The organism is bacterium, from assembly GCA_023150945.1.
Lineage (GTDB): Bacteria > Zhuqueibacterota > Zhuqueibacteria > Zhuqueibacterales > Zhuqueibacteraceae > Coneutiohabitans.
Genome location: JAKLJX010000029.1, coordinates 37,554 through 63,454 on the forward strand (window position 1 = coordinate 37,554; position 25,901 = coordinate 63,454).

Below are 25,901 nucleotides of genomic sequence, written 5' to 3' on the forward strand. Positions count from 1 at the left end.
TCATACCGAAGGAATCGCCGTGTCGCAAGAAGGACTCGAACAACTCACTCCCCTGCAGCGTGCACTGCTGGCGCTGAAAGAATTGCGCACGAAATTCGATGCGCTCGAGCGCAGCCGCAGCGAGTCGATCGCGATCGTGGGCATGGCCTGCCGCTTTCCCGGGCAAACCAACAGCGCCGAGGCCTTTTGGCAGTTGCTTGCCGCCGGCCGCGACGGCATCAGCGAAGTGCCGCCCGAGCGCTGGAGCATCGAAGAATACTACGATCCCAATCCTGAGGCGCCCGGCAAAATGTACACGCGCCGCAGCGGATTCATCGAGGGCATCGAGCAATTCGACCCGCGCTTTTTCGGCATTGCCCCGCGCGAAGCGCTCAGCATGGATCCGCAACAGCGCCTGCTGCTCGAAGTGACCTGGGAAGCGCTCGAACATGCCGGCCTCGTGCCGGAGCGGCTGTTCGGCACCAACGCCGGCGTGTTCGTCGGCATCAGCACCAGCGACTATGCGCATTTGCAGATGCGCCATGCCGATCTCACTCAAATGGAAGCCTATGGCGGGACCGGCAATGCCTTCAGCGTGGCCGCGGGCCGGCTTTCATACGTGCTCGGGCTGCAGGGTCCCAACCTGGCAGTGGACACGGCCTGCTCCTCTTCGCTGGTCACGATTCATCTCGCCTGCCAAAGTCTGCGGCTGGGTGAATGCCGTCTGGCGCTGGCCGGCGGCGTCAACGCGATTCTTTCGCCGGACACCACCATCAACTTCTGCCGCGCGCGCATGCTGGCGCCCGACGGCCGCTGCAAGACTTTCGATGCCGCCGCTGACGGCTACGTGCGTGGCGAAGGCTGCGGCATGGTCGTGCTCAAGCGGCTGAGCGATGCGCTGGCCGACGGCGACAATATCTTCGCCCTGATTCGCGGCTCGGCGATCAACCAGGACGGCCGCAGCAACGGCCTGACCGCGCCCAGCGGCCCGGCGCAAGAGGCGGTGCTGCGCGCCGCGCTCAGCCAGGCCGGAGTGACGCCGCAGGAGGTGGATTACGTCGAAGCGCACGGCACCGGCACCGCACTCGGCGATCCCATTGAATTGCACGCGCTCGCCAACACCATGTGCCGTGAGCGCCCGCCCGAGCAGCCGCTGCTCGTCGGCTCGGCCAAAACCAACATCGGCCATCTCGAAGCGGCAGCCGGCATAGCCGGGCTGATCAAAGTCGCGCTGGCGCTGCATCATGAATATCTGCCGCCGCATTTGCATTTTCAGCAGCTCAACCCTCACGTCGCGATCGGCGGCGCGCCGCTGGAGATTCTGAAGGAAGGCAAAGCCTGGCCTCGCCGTGCGCGTCCCCGCCTCGCGGGCGTCAGCTCGTTCGGTTTCAGCGGCACGAATGCGCACATCATCCTGCAGGAAGCGCCGGCGGCCAGCGCAGTGCCGGCCGCTGCGCCAGCGGCGGACGGAATGCAGTTGCTGACGCTCTCCGCCAAAACGGAGAAAGCGTTGCGTGATCTCGCCCGGCGCTATGCGGAATTTCTCCACCAGCCTGCAGCGCCGGCGCTGGCGGAAGTGTGTTATTCCGCCAATACCACCCGCTCCGCTTTTGTGCACCGTCTGGGTGTGGTGGCCGTGACCCTGCCGGCGTTGCGCGAAAAGCTCGCCGCCTTTGCCGAAAAGCAATCCGTGCATGAGATGGTCACCGGCCAGGCGAAGGAGAACAGCCGGCCCAAAGTCGCCTTTCTTTTCACCGGCCAGGGCGCGCAATATCTCGACATGGGGCGCCGGCTCTACGAAACTCAGGCGGTTTTCCGTGAGGCTTTGGAAAAATGTGACGCGCTGCTGCGGCCGCATTTGGACAAGCCGCTGCTCGCGGTTCTGTTCAGTAATCAGTCATCAGTGATCAGTGATCAGTCATCACTGCCTACTGATAACCGATCACTGATCACTGATCACTGGCTTCATCAAACCGCCTACACCCAGCCGGCGTTGTTCGCAATTGAATACGCGCTCGCCGAGTTGTGGCGCGCGTGGGGCGTGAAGCCCGCGGCGGTGATGGGACACAGCGTCGGTGAGTACGTGGCTGCCTGCATTGCGGGCATGCTGAGTCTGGAGGACGGCTTGAAGCTGATTGCCAGCCGCGGCCGTTTGATGCAAGTCCTGCCGCAGAACGGCGAAATGGCAGCGATCTTTGCGGAGGAAGAACGCGTCGCCGCTGCCCTGGCGGATTTTCGCGAGCGCGTGAGCCTCGCAGCGATCAACGGCCCGGCCAACGTGGTCATCTCAGGAGAGGCCGAGGCGGTCCACGCGGTGTTGGCGCGCTTCGATGGCGAAGGCGTGAAGTGGAAAAGGCTGGTGGTTTCGCATGCCTTTCATTCGCCGCTGATGGCGCCGATGCTCGATGAGTTCGAGATGGTCGCCGGCGGCCTGGAGTTTCAGCCGGCCAAGATACCACTGATTTCGAATCTGACCGCGAAACCGCTGCAATTCGATGCCGGCCACACTCCACGCCGCTATTGGCGCCGGCATGTGCGCGAGGCCGTGCGCTTCGCGGATTCACTGCGGACTCTGCACGAAATGGGCTGCCGCCTCTTCCTTGAAATCGGGCCGCATCCGACCTTGCTCGGCATGGCCAGCCAATGCCTGCCGACCGAGGCCGCGGTCTGGATTCCCTCTTTGCGCCGAGGCCACGACGACACGCAGCAAATGCTCAAGAGTCTCGGCCTGCTGTTCGTCAATGGCGTCGAAATTGACTGGGAGGATTTCCATCGCGAGGCGCCACGCCGCCGCGTCGTGCTGCCCACCTATCCCTTTCAACACGAACGCTTTTGGCTGGCGCCGCCGAGCACGCCTGCCAAAACCGTGGCGATTGCCGCGAGCGAGGCGCGGCCGCAGAGTGACGACTGGCTCTTCGAGCTTGCCTGGCAGCCGCAACCGCTTGCGCCGCAGGCGCCGCCGGCTCAACCCGGCGTGTGGCTCATTTTTGCGGATCAGGGCGGGCTGGGCTTCGCCTTGAAAGCTGCATTGGAGCAGGCCGGCGAATCATGCCTGGTGGTTTTGCCGGGCGAAAAATATGAGCGCAGCGCCGCCGGCGTGTTTCGGCTGGCGCTGCAGGATGCCGGCCAATACCAGCGACTTCTGCAGGAAGCCTCCGCAGCGGCAGCCGCGCCGTTGCGTGCCGTGATTCATCTGTGGAGCCTGGATGATGAACGGCTGATTGAAAATTTCTCGGTGCAACTCGAGGCCGGCCAGCAGCGGGTGTGCGGCAGCGCGCTGTTTCTCGCGCAAAGCCTGGCGAAAATGACGGCGCCGCCGCGTCTGTGCCTGATCACGCGCGGCGCCATGGCCGTGCCGGCCGCGCGCGGCCCGCTGGCGCTCACGCCCGCTGCGCTGTGGGGATTGGGCCGCGCGCTGGCGCTGGAGCATCCCGAACTGCGTTGCCTGCGCGTCGATTTGGATCCGGATGCTGACACCGCCGGCGCCGCACAATCGCTTTCTGAAGAACTCCGTAACGCCGATCGCGACGATCAAGTCGCGTTGCGCGCGGGGCAGCGCTACGTCGCGCGGCTGGCGCGCGTGGAATGGCCGGCAGCCGCGGCGGAGCGTGCGGCCAGCCCCGCGCTCGCTTCACCACCCGGCGCGATTCTGATCACCGGCGGCACGGCCGGTCTGGGTTTGCAGCTAGCTCAGTGGCTGGTCGCACAAGGCAACCGGCAGCTCGTTCTCGTGAGTCGCAGACCACCTGCCGAGCCGGCCGCGCAAGCCATTGCCGAACTCCAACAAAAAGGCGCGACGGTGCTGGTGAAACAGGCGGACGTCGCCAACGCCGATCAACTTGCCGAAGTGTTGGCGGAAATTCAGCAGAAGCTGCCGCCCTTGCGCGGCGTGATTCACGCCGCCGGCGTGCTCGACGACCGGCCGCTGCTCAAGCAGGATTGGCCGAGCTTCGCCAAAGTCATGGCGCCCAAAATCTCCGGCGCGTGGAATTTGCACGTGCTCACCCAGGAACTGCCGCTGGAGTTTTTCGTGATGTTCTCTTCCGCGGCTGCACTGTTGGGTTCGCCTGGGCAGAGCAATTACGCCGCCGCCAATGCCTTCATGGACAGTCTGGCGCACCATCGTCGCGGCTTGGGCCGGCCGGCATTGAGCATCAACTGGGGTCCGTGGGCAGAAGCGGGCATGGCGGCCGCACTCGGCGAAGCCCACCAAAACCGGTTTGCCAGCCTGGGCATCAGTCCGATTCCACTGGTGGAAGGGCTGCGCCTGTTCGGGCGCTTGCGGGCGGAAACTCGGCCGCAGATTGCCGTGTTGCCGCTGCAGTGGCAAACCTTGCTGACCAGTCTTCCCGCTGGCAGCGAGCCGCCCTTGCTGGCGCCGCTGCTGCAAGAAATGCGCGGCCGGCCGCTCACTGCCGCGGCGCAGCCGCGATCGGAATTGTTGGAGAAACTTGCCAAAACCGCGGCGAAGAACCGCAGCCAGGTGGTGTTTGCGCATGTTCTGGCGGAAGCATGTAGAGTTTTGGGAATTGACCCGGCGGAGGCCCCCGACCCACACCAGCCGCTGCAAGAATTGGGGTTGGATTCGTTGATGGCGGTCGAGCTGCGCAACGCCCTGGCGGCGGCGCTCGGCCAGGTCTTGCCCGCAACTCTGCTGTTCGAGTATCCCACGATTGCCAGCCTCGCTGAGTTTCTCACCAACCAAGTGCTGGCCCCGGCTGTGAGTTCCGGCAATGGCGTGGCGGCGGAACAACCCCGGCCGGCTGTGCTGCAGGAGATTCAAAACCTGTCGCAGCAGGAAGTGGATGATGCGCTCGCGGCGGAATTGCGTGAGTTGGAAGGACTGTTGAAATAATCTTGATTAACCCCATGAATTCGTGAGAGGTTAAGTATGAATGTAGAATTTGAGTTTAGTGAAGAGAACATTCTTAGATTGTTTGGCAATGAAGCTGCTGAGAATGAGCCGTTAGCGAGACTCCGTGAGTACTACATAAAGAACAATGTGTACAATCAGGTTGTGTGCGATATCCCGCTAAGAATTCTAGTGGGGCACAAAGGTATTGGAAAATCCGCCCTTCTTAAGTTTGCCATACACGAAGACGAGGAGAATGGCCTTCTGCCAATTCTTATCAAACCAGATGACATTCTAGGTCTCGCTTCGACTGACAAATCTATGCTGGAGTTGATACGAGATTGGAAGGTTGGGTTGGTGGATCTTGTAGGTAGAAAATGCCTGGAAAATTTCGGAGTTCAACATGCGCAATCGACTGAGAGTCTGCAGTCTGCCGTCGGGAAAACTGTAAACTTTATTGCCGACACGCTTCGAAAGGTGAGAAGCGAGTTGGATTTGAGTCCGGCAAAGGAACGACTCATAGATTTGTTTCTGAAGAGGAGACGAATCACCGTCTTTTTGGATGACCTCGACCGAGGCTGGGAGAGTAAACAACTTGACATCAAGCGGATTTCCGCATTGCTCAATGCAGTTCGCGACCTAAGCAGTGACAACCCTGGGTTACAATTCCGAATTGCGCTGCGTTCAGACGTTTACTTTCTTGTGCGCACTTCAGATGAGTCAACAGACAAAATTGAAAGTTCAGTGATTTGGTACAGTTGGACTAATCACGAGATTCTCATCCTTCTAATTAAGCGCATCGAGACATTCTTTGGACGTAGAGTAGACGAAACAGAGTTGCTAGTCAAAAAGCAACCATTCATCGCAGGCTATCTAAAGTCCGTTTTTGAACCCCGGTTTACTGGACGTGGCCATTGGGCTAATGCGCCTATGCACAGAGTACTGATGTCCCTCATACGCAAGAGACCTCGAGATCTGGTGAAGTTGTGCACCGCAGCAGCTCGAGTAGCTCATTCGAAAAGGCACTCGATAATCAAAACCACTGATTTGGAAGATGTTTTTCAGGAGTATTCGCAGGGTAGAATCCAAGACGCCATTAATGAGTACAAATCAGAACTGCCCGATATTGCTAGACTAGTTATGGGAATGAAGCCAAACAAAAAAGAGCGAATTGCAAGGAGCAGCTATTGTTTCAGCACCGACGAACTATTGAAGAAGATTGACAATATTCAGCAGTCCGGAAAGTTCAGGTTTGCTAACAGAGTTGAGGCTGGCCGTAAAGAACTCGCACAATTTTTGTACAAGATCAATTTCTTGACGGCGAGGAAGGAACTGCCCGACGGTCTTATTGAGCGAAAGTATTTTGAAGAGAGCAGGTATTTGAGTACCAGTTTTGCTGACTTTGGATACAAGTGGGAAATTCACCCTGCGTACAGGTGGGCGTTGCAGCCAGATTCATTTGATGATCTGTTTCGGACCATTGAACTTTCTTCAGATGATTGAGGCCGGATTGAACTTGAATGTGGTCCGAGTTCTCAGGCCTTAATTGCACTATGTAATTCATTCTTAGACTGAACCATGGCTTTTGGGGTCTTGGACTTTGCACGAAAGGATGTCGCTGTGCCCGAGAAAGAGCTTGACAACCTCTCCCCCTCCCAGCGGGCGTTGCTGGCCATTCGCGAGCTGCGCAGCCGGCTGGATGCCGTGGAACGCGAACGCACCGAACCGATCGCGATCATCGGCATCGGCTGCCGTTTTCCCGGCGGCGCCCATGATCCCGAATCGTTTTGGCGGCTGTTGCAGAATGGCGTGGACGCGATTCGTGAGGTGCCGCCCGAGCGCTGGGATCTCGAAGAGTACTACGATCCCGATCCCGAAGCGCCCGGCAAGATGTACTGCCGTCACGGCTCGTTTCTTGACGACCTCGATAAGTTCGACGCGCGCTTTTTCGGCATCTCCCCGCGCGAAGCCATGAGCCTCGATCCGCAACAGCGCCTCCTGCTCGAAACCACCTGGGAGGCGTTCGAGCATGCCGGTCTCGCGCCCGACAAACTCAACGGCAGCGCCACCGGCGTGTTCGTCGGCATCAGCACCAACGACTACGGCCAGATGCACGCCAAGGCGGGCGCTCCCGAAGAGATCGATTCGCACTCCGCCACCGGCAATGCCTTGAGCATCGCCTCCGGCCGGCTGTCCTATTTCTTCGGCCTGCACGGCCCCAATCTCGCGGTGGACACGGCGTGCTCCTCTTCGCTGGTGACCGTGCATCTCGCCTGCCAGGCCTTGCGCAATGGTGAATGCCGCCTCGCGGTGGCCGGCGGCGTGAGCGTGATTCTCGCACCCGAGATCACCATCAATCTCTGCAAGGCGCACATGCTCGCGGTTGACGGACGCTGCAAATCGTTTGACGCGGCCGCGGACGGCTACGTGCGCGGCGAAGGCTGCGGCATGGTCGTACTCAAGCGGTTGCGCGATGCGGTCGCGGAGGGCGACAACATTCTCGCGGTCATTCGCAGCTCGGCGGTGAATCAAGACGGCCGCAGCAACGGCTTGACCGCGCCCAACGGCCGCGCGCAAGTGGCGGTGATGCAGCGCGCGCTCGAGCTGGCAGGTGTTGCGCCCGCGCAAGTCGACTATCTCGAAGCGCACGGCACCGGCACCGCGCTCGGGGATCCCATCGAGATGCGTTCAATCTTGGAAGTGATGGTGCCCGGCCGCCGTCTCGATCATCCGCTTTATGTCGGTTCAGTCAAGACCAATCTCGGTCATTTGGAGCCGGCGGCCGGCATCGCGGCGTTGATCAAAACCGTGCTCGCGTTGCAGCATGAAGCGATTCCGCCGCATCTGCATTTCAAGAGTCTGAATCCGCACATCGCGCTGGCGGATGCGCCCATCGTGATTGCCGCGCAGGGCCGGCCCTGGCCCAGAGCCGAAAAACCGCGCCTGGCCACCGTCAATGCCTTTGGCTTCAGCGGCACGAATGCGCACGTGGTGTTGGAAGAGGCACCGCTGCCGCAGGATAAACCGGCCGCAGCGCCGCCGCCGCCGGACTTACACGTGTTGACGCTCTCCGCCAAGAACGAGGCGGCGCTGCTCGCGCTGGCGGATCGCTACGCAGCGCATTGCGCCAACCAACCGGAACAGGCACTGGCGGATCTCTGTCACACCAGCCACGTGGGCCGCGCGCATTTCGAACATCGGCTGGCCGTGGTGGCGGACTCGCCTTCTGCAGCCGCCGCGCAACTCGCGGCCCTGGCTGCCGGCAAGCCGGCCGGCAGTCTCGTGCAAGGCCGGGCGAAAAGTGCCACCCCGCCGTCGCTCGCCTTTCTTTTCTCCGGTAACCATGCGTTGCCAATCGGCATTGGCCGGCAGCTCTATGAGAGCCAGCCGGTGTTTCGCGCCGCCCTGGAAAAATGCGACACCCTGCTGCGACCGCATTTAGACAAGCCGCTGCTTTCGATTTTGTTCAATGAACAGTTATTCGTGAACAGTGATCAGTCCTCAGTGTCCACTGATCACTGGCTGTATCAAGCCACCTACGCCCAGCCGGCGCTGTTCGCGCTGGAGTATGCGCTCGCCGAGTTGTGGCGTTCCTGGGGCATCGCGCCGGCGCTGGTGATTGGTCATAAGACGGGCGAGTATGTGGCTGCCTGCATCGCAGGAGTGTTCAGTCTTGCAGATGGTCTGCAGCTCGCAGTGGCTGCCGGCCGCGTGCGGCAAGCGCTGCACTCACCGCTAATGGAGCCGCTGCTGGCTTCATTCGAAGCCACGGCGCGCGCGATCGTCTATCACGCGCCGGAAGTGACGTGGATTTCCACCCTCACCGGCAAACCATTTGACGGCGCAGAAACTCCCGATGCAGACTACTGGTGCCGCCATCTGCGTGCTGCTGTTCGTTTCGCCGCTTCGCTGCGTTCCGCCCATGAACTCGGCTGCCGGCACTTTCTCGAACTCGGGCCGCGACCAATATTGACCCGCCTCGGCCGCGCTCTTCTCCCACAGAATGACATTCGCTGGGTGACTTCATGCGGCAGAGGCCGGAGCGAGCAACGCCACTTGCTGACCGCGCTGGCCACGCTGTACGTCAGCGGCGCGAGCCTTGCCTGGGAAAACCTCGACCAGCGCGCCGCCCGCCGCCGCGTGACTCTGCCGACTTATGCGTTTCAGCGCGAGCGCTATTGGATCGACCGGCCCACCGTGAAGCGTGAGCAGCCGGAGAACTGGTTCTATGAAATCGAGTGGCAAAGCCAGCCGTTCGTGCAATCAACCCGGAACGCACCCAGCCCTGCGGGCTGGCTCATTTTTGCCGATCGCAGTCACGTGGGCGCCGCGCTGGCAAAGCGGCTGCAGGAGCAGGGCCAGCCCTGGACACTCGTTGCACACGGCCCGGGTTTTCGCCGCGTCGATGAACGCAATTTCATCATCAATCCGCGGCGTGCCGAAGATTTCGAGCGCGTACTCCCGGCTGCCTGGCCGGCACCAGCAACGGGCACGCTGGCGATTGTGCATTTGTGGAGTCTCGACGCCCCGCCCACCGATGAGTTCAGTGCCGCGGCGTTCGACTACACCAATGCGCTGACTTGGGGCAGTGTGCTGACACTTACGCAAAAGCTCGCGGACCGGGCCGGCGCCGAACAGGCCAAACTCTGGCTCGTCACCCGCGGCGCACAAGCCGTGGAGCTGAATGATCAAACCCTGCGTCTCTCGCCCGCGCCGTTGTTCGGCATGGCCAGAGCATTGCGGCCGGAGCTGCCCGAGCTGTGGGGCGGCATGATCGATTTGGATTTCGTCGCCTCCGAGCGTGACGCTGCCACCTTGCTTGCTGCCATCACTCACGCAGACGGCGAAGATGAAGTGGCTTTTCGTCACGGTGTGCGTTATGTGTCGCGTCTCGTGTCTGAAACAGAAGGGGCGGCATCCGGCGGTGGCGGGGCGGCCCTCGGCGGCTGGGCGGAGGGTGGAGCTGCTTCTCCGGGAACGATCGTGATCACCGGCGGCCTCGGCAGCCTGGGCTTACAGGTGGCGCAATGGCTGGCCGGCCGCGGCGCGAAAAATCTCGTGCTCGTCAGCCGCCGGCCGCCTGCAACCGAGGCGCAGGAGGTCGTCAAGCAGCTCGAAAGCCGCGGGGTGAAGGTTATGGTTGCCCGCTGCGACGTGGCGGACGAAGTGCAGCTCGCCATGTTGTTCGATGAAATCGATCATGAGCTGCCGCCGCTGCGCGGCGTCGTGCATGCCGCCGGCGTGCTGGCGGACGGACTGATCCTGCAGCAGGATTGGTCGCGCTTCAGTGAGGTGCTGGCGCCCAAAGTGAAGGGCGCGTGGAATCTGCACGTGCTCACCGCCGGCATGCCGCTCGATTTCTTTGTGCTGTTTTCCTCCGCGGCCGCGCTGCTGCCGGCTGCCGGGCAGGCGAACTACGCCGCTGCCAATGCTTTCATGGATCATCTCGCGCATTATCGCCGCGCCTGCGGTTTGCCGGCATTGTCGATCAACTGGGGGCCGTGGCGTGCCGCCGGAATGGCGGCTGCAGTTGGAACCCAACATGCGCGCCAGCGCAGCGCCGCCGGCTTGCAATCTCTGACTCCGCAACAAGGCCTGCACGCGCTCGCACGGCTTTTTTCCCATTCCAACTCTGCGCAGGTGGCGGTATTACGCATGGACTGGCAAAAGCTCGGCCGGCAGTTCGCGCATCGCCTGCCGCCTTTGCTTTCAGAGCTGGCCGCCCTCCCGCCGGCAGGAACCAGCAGCGAGGGCGTGCCACGCAAACCCATCGAGCAATTCAAGGCGCTGCCGCCGGAACAACGTTCCGGCTTCATGGCCGACTATCTGCGCAGCACCATCGGCCGCATCCTGGGCATGGCACCGGCGGAGATCACACCGGAGCGTACGATCTTCGAGCTTGGCCTCGATTCGCTGATGGCGATGGAATTGGCGAATTATCTGCAGCGCGACTTCGGCTACAAGCCTTCGGTGCGCGAAGTGCATCGCCGCCCGACCATCGGCGCGATCATCGATTATCTCACCCTCACGCTCAACCAGCGCGAGGGCCTGTCATCTGGCAGTACCAACCCGCCGGATCATTCCCTGGCCGGGTTGCTGCGGCCGCAGCGCGCGATCTCCTTTCCGCCGGTGACGCAGCGCAATCCCAGCATGATTTTTCTGCTTTCCTGTCCGCGCTCCGGGTCGACTTTGTTTCGTGTCATGCTGGCCGGGCATCCGCGCCTGTTTGCGCCGCCCGAGCTGCACTTGTTGCTCTTCGGCACGATGGGCGAATGGCACGCAGCCTTGCGGCTGACCGTGCTCGAAGAGGGATTGCAGCGCGCCTTCATGGAATTGCAACAGATCAGCGCCGAGGAATCCAAAGCCCTGATTACCGAGCTGGTCGCAAAGAACGTGACGACGCAGCAGGTGTATGCCATGCTGCAGGAGTTGGCCCACCCGCGCATCCTGGTGGATAAATCACCGACGTATGTGGCGGACTTCGAAGCGCTGCGCCGCGCCGAAGAGATGTTCGAGCAGCCGCGCTATCTTTTCCTCCATCGCCATCCCTATGCCGTGATCGAGTCCTACCTGCGCAACGAGATGGGCAACCTCTCGATCGAACTCGGCGGCGACCGCCAGTTGCACGCCGAGCTGGTCTGGGCAAACGGCAACAGCAATGCGCTCGAGCTCGGTGAGCTGGCCGGCCCCGGGCGGTTTCAGTTCGTGCGCTATGAAGAGATGGTCGCGGAGCCGGAGCGCATCACTGCCGGCATTTGTGAATTTCTTGGGTTGGAATACAGCGCGGCGTTGGTCAATCCCTACGCCGGCAACCGCATGACCGACGGCTTGAGCGGCCAGGCGCTGGCGATCGGAGATCCCAATTTCAGCAAGCGCAGCAAAATCGACAAGGAACTGGGCGAGGCCTGGCGTCAAGTCCGGCTCGAGCGCCGCTTGTGCAGTTTTGCGCGCCGGGTGGCGAAGGAACTGCAGTATGAGTTGCCGGAAAACTTCGTCCCCGTGGAAACTGCGCCGGAGGTGGCGCCTCCGGAGGAACCGCCGCTGCAGCCGGTGCCGCGCACGGAGGCGATGCCGCTCTCCTTTGCGCAACAACGGCTGTGGTTTCTCGAACAGTTCGAACCCGGCAACCCGATGTACAACATTCCGCTCACCCTGCGCTTGCGCGGTGCATTGCAGATGGACGCGCTGGAAAGCGCCTTGCAGGAGATCGTGCGCCGTCATGAAAGCTTGCGCACGACCTTTACCGCCGTTGCCGGCGAGCCGGTGCAGCACATCGCAGCCAGCCGGCAGATTCCGCTGGTGATCACCGATTTACAAGCGCTCCCAGAGGCGCAGCGCGAAGCCGAAGCCCAACGCCTCGGCCGGGAGAGGGTACGCGCGCCCTTCGACTTCGTCCACGGCCCGCTGATCCGCTGCGAGCTTTTCCGCCTGCGGCCGGATGAGCATCTGCTGCTCATGCCGATGCATCATATCATCAGCGACGGCTGGTCGCTCGGCATCATCACGCGGGAACTGGGCGCGCTCTACAGCGCCTTCGTGCAAGGCCGGCCCTCGCCGTTGCCGGAGTTGGAGCTGCATTACGTCGACTACGCCGTTTGGCAGCGCAACTGGCTGCAGGGTGAAACGCTGGCGCAGCAAATCGCCTATTGGCGCGGCGCGCTCGGCGACAACCCCGCGCCGTTGCAGCTTCCCACTGACCGGCCGCGCCCTGCGGTGCTGACCCCGAATGGCGATCGCGTGTGTTTCTCCTGGCCGCGCGAGTTGGCGGAACAAGCCCGCCAATTGAGCCGCACGCATCAGGTGACGCCGTTCATGACTCTGCTCGCCGCTTTCAAAGTGCTGTTGCAGCGCTACAGCGGCGCGCCGGACATCATCGTCGGCTCGCCCATCGCCAACCGCAATCATCCCGGCATTGCGAACATCATCGGCTTTTTCGTGAACACGCTGGTGCTGCGCACCAACCTCGACGGCGATCCCACCTTCGCCGAAGTCCTGCAGCGGGTGCGGGAAGTCACGCTGAACGCTTACAACAACCAGGATGTGCCGTTCGAGAAGTTGGTCGAGGCCCTGCACGTCGAACGCGATCCCAGCCGCAGCCCGCTTTTTCAAGTGATGTTCGTTCTGCAGAACTTGGATCTCGAGCTGCCGGAAATGGCGGGTCTGAGCGTGAGCTCGGCGGATATCGACAGCGCGACCGCCAAGTTCGATCTGCGCTTCTCGCTGTTCGATCGTGCCGACGGCCTGAGCGGCGATTTGGAGTTCAACACCGATTTGTTCGAAGCCGCGACCATCGCACGCCTGCTGGCGCATTATCGCAACGTGCTCGAGGCCGTGGTGCGCAATCCCGGCCTGCGGCTCAGCGAAGTACCGTTGCTCGCGGAGGAGGAGCGGCGCAGAATGCTGGTCGAGTGGAACAACACCGCCGCCGCCTTTCCGCACCAGCATTGCATCCACCACTGGTTCGAAGCGCAGGTGGAAAAAACACCCGAGGCCGCTGCCGTGACCTTCGGTGCACAGACGCTTTCGTATGCCGAGTTGAATCGCCGCGCCAACCGCGTCGCACACCATCTGCAAAGCTTGGGTGTCGGTCCGGAGGTGCTGGTCGGGATTTATGTTGAACGCTCACTGGAGATGGTGATCGGCCTGCTCGGGATTCTCAAGGCCGGCGGCGCCTATGTGCCGCTCGATCCCAATTTTCCCACCGAACGCCTGGCGATGATGCTGGAAGACTCGGCCGCGCCGGTGTTGCTCACGCAGGAAAAGCTGCTCGCCACTCTGCCGCCGCATCAGGCCCAGGTCGTGTGCCTGGAATCCTTGTTCAAAGAAAACGGCCGGCACAACGGCGCCAGTGCTGCGGCCAGAGCGGACAACCCCGTGTCGCACGTCGGCCCGCCTCATCTCGCCTACGTGCTGTTCACGTCCGGCTCCACCGGCCGACCCAAAGGCGTGCAGATCGAGCATCGCAGCGTGGTGAATTTCCTCAGCAGCATGGCGAAGGAACCGGGCTTCACCAGCGACGACGTGTTGCTGGCCGTGACCACGCTGTCCTTCGACATCGCCGGTCTCGAGCTGTATCTGCCGTTGGTGCAGGGCGGCCGCCTCGTGCTCGCCGACGCGGAGACCGCCGCGGACGGCGCGGCACTGTTGCGCTTGCTGCACGAATCGCAGGCAACGGTTATGCAGGCCACGCCGGCAACCTGGCGCCTGCTGCTTGCCGCCGGCTGGAACGAGACACCGAATTTGAAGATTCTTTGCGGCGGGGAAGCGCTGCCGGCCGAGCTTGCCCAAGACCTGCTGGCGCGCTGCGCCTCGTTGTGGAACATGTACGGCCCGACCGAGACCACGATTTGGTCTTCGCTGCTCGCAGTCGAAGCGGCAAAGGGTATCGTGCCGATTGGCCGGCCGATCGCAAACACTGACATGTATATCGTCGACGCGCATCTGAATCCCGTGCCGCTCGGCGTGCCCGGCGAGTTGTTGATCGGCGGCGCGGGACTCTCGCGCGGCTATCTCAAGCGGCCGGAGCTGACCGCGGAGAAGTTCATTCCGCATCCCTTCAGCGCCGCGCAGGATGCGCGCGTTTACCGCACCGGCGATTTGTGCCGCTCTCGTCCCGACGGCGTGATCGAATTCCTCGGCCGTTTCGATCATCAGGTGAAGGTACGCGGCTTTCGCATCGAGTTGGGTGATATTGAAACCGCGCTGGCGCAGCATGCCGCGGTGCAGGCAGTGGTGGTCATGGCGCGCGCGGATGCTTCCGGGGAAAACCGGTTGGTGGCATATTTGATCGCCGCGGGCGACGCGCCGGCGGTGAGCGAGCTGCGTTCGTTCCTGCAAGAGCGGCTGCCGGAATACATGATTCCCTCGGCCTTCGTGTTGCTGGAGAGCTTTCCGCTGACGCCCAACGGCAAGGTCGATCGGCGCGCGCTGCCGGAGCCGGAGAGGCGGCGCAGCGAAGCCGCGGCTGCGTTCGTGGCGCCGCGCACCGAGGTCGAAGCGCAAGTCGCCGCGATTTGGCGGGAAGTGCTGCGCCTGGAGCAAATCGGCGTGCATGACGGCTTCTTCGAACTCGGCGGCCATTCGCTGCTCGCCACGCAGGTGGTCTCGCGCATTCAGAATGCGATGCAGATCAATTTGCCCGTGCGCACGCTGTTCGAGGCCAAAACCGTGGCAGAATTGGCCGATCGGATCGAGACGATCCGCTGGGCGAGCCGGCGTGAAAGTGAATCTCAGGAGGAGTTGTTGGGGGAGCGGGAAGAGATCGAAATTTGACCGGGTCAAAGGCGGGAAACGATTGCTTCATAGTGCGCGTGCGAACCGATCCAAAACCATGTGATTGTATTTCTCTGTCGCAATCCCGGGGCTCGCCATCCGATCGCGATAATAACCGGCTAGCTCGGTTTCGTGCGATGGACCTTTTTGAAAGCGAGGCTTTGATGAGACGGACTTGCTGCTCAAAGTCTGTAGCTTTTTCGCGCCTGTCGTTGGATTCGGGGTGGGAGTTTGCGAAAGCACTTGATGAAATCGAAGGTCAGGATCGATTTCATGGCTCATCAAACACCATTTTCTTGATCCGGCCGGCCGTGCGGTCTGCGGCAACTTTGTTCGCCAGTTTGCTGAGTGCTTCTTGAGATGCTTCAAGTGTTCGATCCCATTTCAGCTCGGCTTCGATATCGTCGAGCAGTTGTTGCGCGAGCTGTTCCTGCAGTGCCTCGGGCAGCACCCCGGCTTTGCTGAAGGCTTGGGAAAGCAGAGGAGTCATATGGTTATCCTCCTTGGTCAAGCGACATGTGTCATTGTCCAATCCACCCTCTCGCCGGTTCACGGTTGCACTGTGATGGGCAACGGTCCGGCTGGCATCAATACACTGCCAGAGTAAATCTTCATGGCATTATTTGCAACTCAAGATTAATCGCATGTCAACCATCGAATTTCTCTCCCACCTTCGTTCGCGCAACATCCACCTCGGCGTGGAAGGCGACAAGCTGCACCTCAACGCACCCAAAGGCGCCTTGACCGATGAATTGCGCGCGGAATTGAGCCGGCGCAAGGCGGAGATTTTGGCATTCCTGCAGGAAACCGCCACGCCCCGGCCCGCCGACCAGCCGCCGCCGCTCGCACGCCTTTCCCGTGAGGGCGACCTGCCGCTGTCGTTCGCGCAACAGCGCTTGTGGGTGCTCGATCAACTCGACCCGGAAAGTCCGGCCTACAACATTCCGCTCGCCCTGCGCCTGACCGGCCGCCTCGATGAAACCGCGCTGGTACGAAGCCTGAATGAAATTTTCCGCCGCCACGAAGGCCTGCGCACCGCCTTCGCCGAGGTCAGCGGCCAGCCCCGGCAAATCATCGCGCCGCCCGCGCCGCTGCCCCTCGAGGAGATTGATCTGCAAGCGTTGAGCCGGGCAGAGCAGGAAAAGCAAATCGTCGCGCTCGCGGAGGCGGAGGCGCTCCGGCCTTTCAAGCTCTCCGCCGGCCCGCTCTTGCGCGTGACGCTGATGCGGCTGTCCGGCCGCGCGCACGTCCTGCTCATGGTCATGCATCACATCATTTCTGATGCCTGGTCCCTGGGCGTTTTGTTTCGCGAACTGGTGACGTTGTATGAAGCCTATGCCGGCGGCCGGGCTTCGCCGCTGCCGGAACTCGGCATGCAATACGCGGATTATGCGCAGTGGCAGCGGCAATGGTTGCAAGGCGGGGTGCTCGAAACGCAAGCGCAATTTTGGCGCAAACAACTCTCCGGCGTGCCGGTGCTGGAATTGCCGGGCGATTTTCCCCGGCCGGCGGTGCAAACCTTCAACGGCCGGCGCCGGCCCTTCGATTTGCCGCACAGCCTGAAAGAAGGCTTGTCGGTGTTGTGCCTGGAAGAAGGCGTGACTCTGTTCATGGTCTTGTTGGCGGCATTCGAAACGCTGCTCTACCGCTATACCGGTCAAACCGATCTTGCCGTGGGTTCGCCCATCGCTAATCGCCGCCGCGTCGAGACTGAACCGCTTATCGGCTTCTTCGTGAACACGCTGGTGTATCGCGGCGATCTGTCCGGCGATCCCACGTTTCGCGAGCTGGTGCAGCGCGTGAAGGAAGTGGCGCTCGGTGCCTATGCCCATCAAGACGTGCCGTTCGAGCGGCTGGTGGAAATGCTGCAGCCCGATCGCGATCTCAGTCACTCCCCGCTGTTTCAGGTGATGTTCATTTTTCAGAATACGCCGGTGCCCACCACCTCGCTGCCCGGCCTGGAGGTGAGCCAGATCGATTTTCAAGCCGGCACCGCCAAATTCGATTTGACCCTGAGCCTGTTCGACGGCCAGGAGCGGCTGCGCGGCAGCCTGGAGTACAACTCCGATCTCTTCAAGGCGGAAACCATCGAGCGCATGCTGCATCACTTTCTCACGCTGTTGCGCAGCATTGCCGAGGATCCCGATCAACGTCTCTCCGAACTGCCGTTGCTTACCGCTTCCGAGCGCCGCAAGCTGCTGGTCGATTGGAACGCCACGCACCGCGATTATGCCCGCGACCGCTGCGTGCATGAGTTGTTCGAAGCCCGGGCCGCGGCTGCGCCCGATCGTCTTGCCGCGGAGTATGACGGGCAGACCATCACTTACGCAGAATTGAATCGCCGCGCCAATCAGCTTGCCCACCATCTGCGCGCTTGGGGCGTCGGGCCTGAAAGCCTGGTGGGCGTGTGCCTGGAACGCTCGCTGGAGATGTTGATTGCCCTGCTGGCGGTGCACAAAGCCGGTGGTGCCTACGTGCCGCTCGATCCTGCTTTTCCGCCGGACCGGCTGGCTTACATGCTGGAAGATTCGAAGGCGGCAGTTCTGCTCACGCAGCAATCCTTGCGCGCAGCGCTGCCGCAACACCGCGCGGCCGTGCTCTGCCTGGAAGCAGAGGCGCAAGCGATTGCCGGCCAACGCGAGGACAATCCCGGGCGCCTGGCCACGCCGCAGCATCTCGCCTATGTGATTTACACCTCCGGCTCCACCGGCAAACCCAAAGGCGTGCAAGTGCTGCAAGGCGCAGTGGTGAATTTTCTGGAGTCGATGCGGGAGGCGCCGGGCATGCAGGCCGATGACGTGCTGCTGGCCGTCACCACGCTCTCCTTCGACATTGCGGGCCTGGAGTTGTTCCTGCCGCTGATCGTCGGCGGCCGCGTCGTCATTGCCAGCCGCGAGACCGCCAGCGATGGGGCGGCCCTGCTGCAGTTGCTCGAGGAATCACAGGCCACCCTCATGCAGGCGACGCCGGCCACCTGGCGGCTGTTGCTGGCCGCAGGCTGGCAGAAGAGCCCTGCGTTGAAAATCTTGTGCGGCGGCGAGGCCATGCCGGGCGAGCTGGCGCAGGCGCTGCTGCCGCGCTGCGCCGAGCTGTGGAATCTGTACGGACCGACTGAGACCACGATTTGGTCGACCCTGCAAAAAGTCGAACAGGCTGCCGGCGGTTTCATTGCCATTGGCCGCCCGCTTGCCAACACGCAAGTTTACATTTTGGACGCGGCGCTCAATCCCACGCCCATCGGCATTCCGGGAGAATTGTACCTCGGCGGCGAGGGGTTGGCGCGCGGCTACTTGCACCGGCCGGATTTGACCGCGGAGAAATTCATTCCTCACCCGCTGGCCGCGCAGCTCGGCGAGCGGCTGTATCGTACCGGTGATCTGGCGCGCTATCTCGCCGACGGCGCGATCGAGTTCATCGGCCGCATCGATCAGCAAGTGAAGATTCGCGGCTTTCGCATCGAACTGGGTGAAATCGAAACCGTGCTCGCCCGGCATACGCAGGTCAAGCAGGTGGCCGTGATCGCGCGCGAGGACACGCCGGGCGACAAGCGATTGGTGGCTTATCTCGTTCCGGACAAGGCCGCGGCGCCCAGTGCGAGTGAATTGCGGCAGTGGCTGCGGGAGAGCCTGCCGGACTACATGCTGCCGGCGGCCTTCGTCTTCCTGGAAAGTTTTCCGCTTACCCCCAACGGCAAAGTGAATCGCCGCGCGCTGCCGCGGCCGGAGCTGTCCGCAAGCGAGCGGGAAACCGAATATGTTGCCCCGCGCGATGCCCGCGAGGAAAAGATTGCTGCAATCTGGCGCGAATTGCTGCAGCATGAGCGCATCGGCGTGTTCGACAACTTCTTCCATCTCGGCGGCCACTCGCTGCTGGCCACCCAGCTCGTCACGCGGCTCAGGCAGGTTTTCGGCGTGCCGGTGCCGCTGCGCCGCGTTTTCGAAGAAGCGACCATTGCCGGATTGGCGGCGTATCTGGCCGAACATGCCGATGGCTTGGCCGCCGCGCCGGCGGAGCGCATTCAACCGATCGCACGTCCCGCGATGCCCGAGGTCGAGAAGCTCTCCGATGAAGAAGTGGAAGCGCTATTGCAGCAGATGATGGCCGCGCCCACGCCGTAAGTCGCTGAGAGCAGAAGTGTTTCGCAACGGCTTGGCCGTTGCATCGAAGGTTTCTGGGTTTCCACGGGAGCCGAAAATTTGGCAACCTCGTCCCAGCCGAGGTTGGAACCTCATCGGCCATCCAACAGTAGTGTTCCGCAACGGCTTGACCGTTGCATTAGAAACCTCAGCGCGTTCACGATACTCGCAGTTCCGGTAACCTCGTCCCAGCCGAGGTTGGAACCTCATCGGCCATCCAACAGAAGTGTTCCGCAACGGCTTGGCCGTTGCATTAGAAACCTCAGCGCGTTCACGATACTCGCAGTTCCGGCAACCTCGTTCCAGCCGAGGGTGGAACCTCATCGGCCATCCAACAGAAGTGTTCCGCAACGGCTTGGCCGTTGCATTAGAAACCTCAGCGCGTTCACGATACTCGCAGTTCTGGCAACCTTGGCCCAGCCGAGGGTGGAACCTCATCGGCCATCCAACAGAAGTGTTTCGCAACGGCTTGGCCGTTGCATTAGAAACCTCAGCGCGTTCACGATACTCGCAGTTCCGGCAACCTTGGCCCAGCCGAGGGTGGAACATCTTCGAGCGGGCACTGACAAAATCGTTCCGCAACGGCTTGGCCGTAAGGCGCTCAAAGTTAGAATAGAATTCTGAAAGTTTATGGCGGAATAATTTGTTGGCAGAACGATTGGAAACAATTCTGCCGATGAATCATCCTGCCAAAGCTTTTCTGGCGATGCTCGGTGACTTCAGCGCATTTCGGTGGAAAGACTTTATCGCCGACGGTCACCGAAGACACCGAGTTTTGCCGAACAGTTATTTGCTGCTTCGCAGAAGCTTTGCTTTGCAGCCTGTCTGCAAATCGGGGTAGGCCACAAGGCGCTCAAAGCCAGAATGAAATTCTGAAAGATTCTTCACCTCAAGGCAAACTATTGAACTGCGGCGACGTGGCGAGCGCAGAGTTTTGAAATCAAGAGAGTCCTTCTCGGCGGTGAGCTTTTGAGGTGAATGACACGGGAGTGTGCCCAAATCTTCACAAGATCCTTACTGGATGACAGTGGTGGTGGATACATCGCGCCTGACAAAAGTGTACGAATCGGCCTTATTCCTGCCCGCAGGCTTCGGATTTCAACTTGTCTGAAATCCGGTGTCGGCCGTTGCATTGCAGGTTTCAGAGTCTCCACGGCGCTCGAAGTTTTGGCGACCTCGACTCAGTCACGGTCGGAACGTTTTCGAACAGACGCAAAAAAGCCACGGCCGGAGCCGTGGCTGAGCGTCGCGTAGAAAGCAAGCGGGGGATCAACGGCACATCATTTCACCAGTTGCATCGACTTCTGCAGTAATCCCTCCGCAGTTTCCAGGCGATACCAATACAAGCCGCTGGCCAGCCCGGTCGAATCGAACACCACGCTGTGCTGGCCGGCTTTCACCATGCCATGGACCAGCGTGGCGACGAGCTTGCCGAGATTGTCATAGACTTTCAAAGTGGCGAACTGATCGCTCGGAACCGCAAAGCGAATCGTCGTGGCGGGATTGAAGGGGTTGGGATGGTTTTGTTCGAGCCAAAACGAGGCGGGCGGAGCGCTGGCCTCCTGCACGACGCCGGTGGAAACCGTGCCGCCAACCATCATGTAGCGCCACACTTCCGCATACGCGGGCTGATTGTTGACCTTGGGCGTCTTGCTGTCCACTGCCACGCTTTGATGCGCGTCGCTGACTTTACGCCGGCTCACCAGCGTGTGCGACCCTTGAAACGGCGCCGGCGTGTTGTCCACCGTTACCAGACTGCCGAAGGCAAACATGCCCCAAATGTTCCAGACCGTCTGCCGGCCAAAGAGATTGTCATCCGCATGGGTGAAACCGTAGTAACCTGCGGGCGGCGTGGCATTGTTGAGGTTGATCCACGGCGCCAAGCCGGTGGTCATGCTGCCGTCTTCACCGCCGGCAAAAAACAGCACGCGTTCCAGCCGATGATGGTGGGCAATGACGCCGGAATGGCCGCCGCCCTGCGAATGGCCGCCGACGATCATCTTTTCCCAAACCAGACTTTCGCCGCCTTTGACATATTGCCCCCAGCCTTCCTGCGGGAAGTTCTTGTCGAGGTAAAGCAGCAGCTTGAGCAGACGGTTCTCGATGGAGTTTGCCCGGTTGACCTCGACGCGCGTGGTGCGGTCAATGCCGTCGATGATTTCCAGCCGGCAGGACTCGTAGCAGCTCGCGTCATTGACGTTGTCGCAAAGATCGAAATTCACCGTCCAGGAATTGGGATAGTTCAAGCTGATCGCATGCAAGCCGGCCTCGGCCGCCACTTGGGTGAGGAGTTGATAGTCGCTCGCATTGAGATGCGAGCCCGGCAGGAAGACGAACAAGCGGTTGCGGGGCGTGGCCGCCGGGTCGAAACACACGATGTGATTGTCATTCCATTTGTCGATTTGATTATCGGTGGCGCGCGGCGCGATTTCACGTTCCTGCACGGCGGCAAAAGCCGGTGCCAGGGCGAACAGCCAAAGCGCCAGATTGAGAAAGCCACACTTCCACATGAAGAACGCTCCTGAGTTGAGAATGTGAAGGTCAGCGATCACCGCTGCCGCACCGTTTTGCCTGCCTGGCCTGGCAGCAGCAAGGTCCATCACTGCAGCAACGGAAACGCCGTGCAAAGTCGAGGCCAGAGCGCAGTGCCGGCCGCGGGGCGCTTTACGGTTTTGTGTGAAAGCGGCAAAGCCAGCCGGTAATTCTTGAACGGCAGGCGTTGCGCGCCGCGGCCGTGCCGCTTGCGGGAGAATGAGGTCGCTTGCCGGACAGGCAATAGCTGCAAAGCCAGGCTTCCGCGTTTCATTCATGTAAGCGGAATTTCAGGATTGCAGGGCGCACCTCACGCCGGCAGTGCAGCGCCGGCCGGATTGTTTCGCTGCCGGTCATCGCCTCCCGTGCACGCAGACCGGCAGCTTGGAGGGTATAAACCGTTTGATCGGATCAGTTTTTGTGGGCGCGGGAGCCGTGCTCGGCCTTGTACCCCGCTCGCTCGACCTCTCTGACGCCGACCAAGTCTCCCACGGCGCAAGAGCAAAATGATGACCCCAACGAGCCGCAACCCTAAAACATGTCGATCCGCGCGATTGCATGGTTCGCCTTTTCCCAGGAGCTTGATGGAGCTGCGCAATGAGTTTTGACCCACAACGGGTTGCTGACCTTTCTGCCGAAGCCAAGCGGGCTTTGCTCGCGCAGTTGCTGAAACAAAAAGGGGCCACACCCTCACAGAATTATCCGCTGTCCTTCGCGCAACAACGGCTGTGGTATCTCGACCAGCTCGAGCCCGGCAGCGCGGCCTATCATCTGCCCCTGGCCGTTCGTTTGAACGGACCGTTGAACGTGGCGGCGCTGGAGGAAGCCTGCGTGCAAATCATCAAGCGCCACGAGAGCCTGCGCACGACTTTTGAACTCGTCGAGGGCGAGCCAGTGCAGCGCATTTCGCCGCCGGCACTTTTCAAACTCGAAATGGAATCGCTGCTGACGGTCGCGCCGGCGGAACGGGACGCGGAAGTGCGGCGCCGCGTGCGTGAGCAGGCGCTGCTGCCCTTCCATCTCGCCACCGGCCCGCTGTTGCGCCTCAAGCTGTACCGCCTGGCGGAAGACGAGCACGTGGTGTTCGTGTGCATGCACCATATCATCTCCGACGGCTGGTCGCGCGGCGTGTTCGTCAATGAAATGGCCGCCTTGTACCGGGCGTTTGCCGGCGGCAACCCGGTTTCGCTGCCCGAGCTGCCCATTCAATATGTCGATTTTGCGCAGTGGCAGCGCAACTGGCTGCAGGGCGAGGTGTTGGAAAAGCAGCTTGCCTATTGGAAAAAACAACTCGCCGGCCTGACCACGCTGCAACTTCCCACCGACCGGCCGCGGCCGCCGGTGCAGACTTATCGCGGCGCCCGCCAATCGTTCCACCTCACGCCGGCCCTGACGCAAGCGCTGCAGGAGCTTTCCCAGCGCGAAGCGGTCACTCTGTTCATGACGCTGCTGGCTGCTTTTCAGACTTTGCTGCACCGCCACGCGCAGCAGACCGACATCGCAGTGGGCACTCCCATTGCCAACCGGACCCGCGCGGAAACCGAAGGCCTGATCGGCTTTTTCGCCAACACCCTGGTGATGCGCACCGACTTTTCCGGCGATCCCACTTTTCGCGCGCTGTTGCAGCGCGTGCGCGAAACCGCGCTCGGCGCTTATGCCCATCAGGATTTGCCCTTCGAACGTCTGGTCGAAGAGCTGCAGCCCGAGCGCGACTTGAGCCGCAGCCCGCTCTTCCAGGTGATGTTCATTCTGCAAAATACTCCCAAGCGGCCGGCGGAAGAACAGCCGGACCTGGCGGTGACCGTGCTGGAAAGCGACGGCGGCACCGCGATGTTCGACTTGACACTTTCGCTCACCGAGGCGGAACACGGCGGCCTCACCGGTTATCTCGAATACAACACCGACTTGTTCGAGCATCTCACCATCGCGCGCTGGCTGGCGCGCTTGCAGACGTTGCTTGCCGGCGTGGCCGCAGATCCGAATCAGCCCGTGTCGCAACTGCCGGTGCTGCCGCCCGCCGAACGCGAGCAATTGCTGGTCGAGTGGAACGCAACCCAGGCCGACTACCCCGGCCTTTGCTTGCATGAGTTGCTGGCTGCGCAAGCCGCCGCCACTCCCGCGAGCGTGGCGGCGGTGTTCGAGCAGCAAGAGTTGACTTACGCCGAACTCGATGCCCGCGCCAATCAACTGGCGCATCATCTGCGCGGACTCGGCTTGCAGCCGGAAGAGTTGGTCGGCATTTGTGTCGAGCGCTCACTCGACATGGTCATCGGCCTGCTGGGTATTCTCAAAGCAGGCGGCGCCTATGTGCCGCTCGATCCTTCCTTTCCGCCCGATCGATTGGCTTTCATGGTGGAAGATTCCGGCCTGCGCATTCTGGTCACCCAGTCGACGCTGTTGGAGAGTCTTCCGGAGCACAACGCCGAGCTGGTATGCCTCGATACGGATTGGGATTTCATCGAGGGCCGGAGCCGCGCGCATCCCGCCAAGGTGAACACGCCGGATCATCTGGCTTATGTGATCTACACCTCCGGTTCCACCGGCACCCCCAAGGGCGTGCAAATTTCGCACAAGGCCGTTGTGAATTTCTTGCACTCGCTGCGGCAACGGCCCGGTCTGGCAGCGAACGATGTGTTGGTGGCAGTCACCACGCTCTCTTTCGACATTGCCGGACTGGAGCTTTATCTGCCGTTGCTGGTCGGCGGCCGCGTGGTGATCGCCAGCCGCGAGACCGCGAGCGACGGCACGGCGCTGCTGGATTTGCTCACCCGCGCGCAGGCCACCGTCATGCAAGCCACGCCTGCCACCTGGCGATTGCTGCTCGCTGCCGGCTGGGAGCGCGGCGCCGGCCTGAAAGTCTTGTGCGGCGGTGAAGCCTTGCCGCGTGAGCTGGCCGTGCAGCTTCTCGAGCGCAGCAGCGCACTGTGGAACATGTACGGCCCGACTGAAACCACGATCTGGTCAACCCTGCATCCGGTGGAACAAAGCAATGCCGCCATCGTCATCGGCCGGCCGATCGCCAACACCCAGGTCTACATTCTCGATGCCCAGTTACAGCCGGTGCCCATCGGCGTGGTTGGCGATCTTTACCTCGGCGGCGAGGGCCTGGCGCGCGGCTATTGGCGCCGGCCGGGATTGACCGCAGAGAAGTTCATCGCCCATCCCTTTAGCCGCACGCCGGGAGAGCGCCTTTACAAAACCGGCGATCTGGCGCGCTATCTGTGGGACGGTACCATTGATTTCCTCGGTCGCGGCGATCATCAAGTGAAAGTGCGCGGCTTCCGCATCGAACTGGAAGAGATCGAAGCTGTGCTCGGCCAGCATCCCGCAGTGCAGGCCGCGGTGGTGATGGCGCGCGAAGACGTGCCCGGCGATCAGCGCCTGGTGGCTTACTTGCTCGCCGGCGGCCAGCAGGCCAGCGGCAGCGAATTACGCAATTTCCTGCGTCTGAAGCTACCGGATTACATGTTGCCCTCCGCCTTTGTAACACTGCCGGCCTTTCCACTGACGCCCAACGGCAAGGTGGATCGCCGCCGCCTGCCGCCGCCGGAGGGGCAGGTCGCCGACGAAGTGCGGACAACCCACGTTGCCCCGCGCACCCCGGTGGAAGAACTGATCGTGCAGATTTGGCGGGAGGCATTGAAAATCGAGCACGTCGGTGTGCGTGACAATTTCTTCGATCTCGGTGGCCATTCCTTGCTGTCGATGCAGGTGATCGCGCGTTTGGAGAAAGCCACCGGCCATCGCCTGCACCCGCGTGACATGATCCTGCAAACCGCCGAGCAGCTCGCGGCAGTGCTGGAAGCGCGCCAGGCGGCTGCGGCCAAGAACGGCGCGGCGCGCCAACCGGCCGGCGCGCCGGCGGCGGCAACGGCATAGCGGCGAACGGGCCGGGCTGGCCCGGCTGACTTCCACATTTGTTTTGACCGGGATTATTCACAGATTCTCACCGTGAAGACGCTGACTTCGCGAAGGGCAGCATATTAGGACAAACGCCGTACCGACACTCGGTTTGCAGCAACTTGGTCCGGCCCCGCCAGCCCTCCTGAAGCTTGGCGTGCTTTGCGATCTGGGCGTCTTGGTGGTTTTGGATCATTCAGGTTGCGCTATCCGCATGGCGATGGGCTGGC

General features: G+C 61.7%; 7 protein-coding genes. 5 read left to right on the forward strand and 2 right to left on the reverse strand.

Translation table 11 applies throughout. The annotated features are described in order from the left end of the window. Nucleotides 1–19 precede the first annotated feature (19 nt). From L6R21_24930 to L6R21_24940, 3 genes are all read left to right on the forward strand, one after another. Nucleotides 20–4,834 carry a type I polyketide synthase gene (locus tag L6R21_24930; protein ID MCK6562457.1) on the forward strand — a complete coding sequence of 1,605 codons (4,815 nt, stop codon included), beginning with the start codon at nt 20–22 and terminating at the stop codon, nt 4,832–4,834. A 36-nt stretch (nt 4,835–4,870) separates the two neighbouring features. Beyond that, complete coding sequence (locus L6R21_24935) at nt 4,871–6,334, forward strand: ATP-binding protein (GenBank protein ID MCK6562458.1); 1,464 nt, start codon at nt 4,871–4,873, stop codon at nt 6,332–6,334. A 117-nt stretch (nt 6,335–6,451) separates the two neighbouring features. Further along, nucleotides 6,452–15,103: an amino acid adenylation domain-containing protein gene (locus L6R21_24940; protein ID MCK6562459.1), complete on the forward strand. Its 8,652-nt coding sequence runs from the start codon at nt 6,452–6,454 to the stop codon at nt 15,101–15,103. A 271-nt stretch (nt 15,104–15,374) separates the two neighbouring features. Here L6R21_24940 and L6R21_24945 read toward each other — a convergent pair whose 3' ends face one another. Then, nucleotides 15,375–15,614: a hypothetical protein gene (locus L6R21_24945; GenBank protein MCK6562460.1), complete on the reverse strand. Its 240-nt coding sequence runs from the start codon at nt 15,612–15,614 to the stop codon at nt 15,375–15,377. 133 nt (nt 15,615–15,747) lie between these two features. On the opposite strand from L6R21_24945, the gene L6R21_24950 reads away from it, so the two are divergent. Further along, on the forward strand, nt 15,748–19,221 hold the full coding sequence (locus tag L6R21_24950) for an amino acid adenylation domain-containing protein (protein MCK6562461.1): 3,474 nt from the start codon (nt 15,748–15,750) through the stop codon (nt 19,219–19,221). 1,298 nt (nt 19,222–20,519) lie between these two features. Here L6R21_24950 and L6R21_24955 read toward each other — a convergent pair. Then, on the reverse strand, nt 20,520–21,749 hold the full coding sequence (locus tag L6R21_24955) for a T9SS type A sorting domain-containing protein (GenBank protein MCK6562462.1): 1,230 nt from the start codon (nt 21,747–21,749) through the stop codon (nt 20,520–20,522). Between the two features lie 619 nt (nt 21,750–22,368). Between L6R21_24955 and L6R21_24960 the strand changes: the two genes are divergently transcribed. After that, nucleotides 22,369–25,650 (forward strand): amino acid adenylation domain-containing protein, encoded by a 3,282-nt coding sequence (locus tag L6R21_24960; GenBank protein MCK6562463.1) that lies wholly within the window; start codon nt 22,369–22,371, stop codon nt 25,648–25,650. The last annotated feature ends 251 nt before the right edge of the window (nt 25,651–25,901 follow it).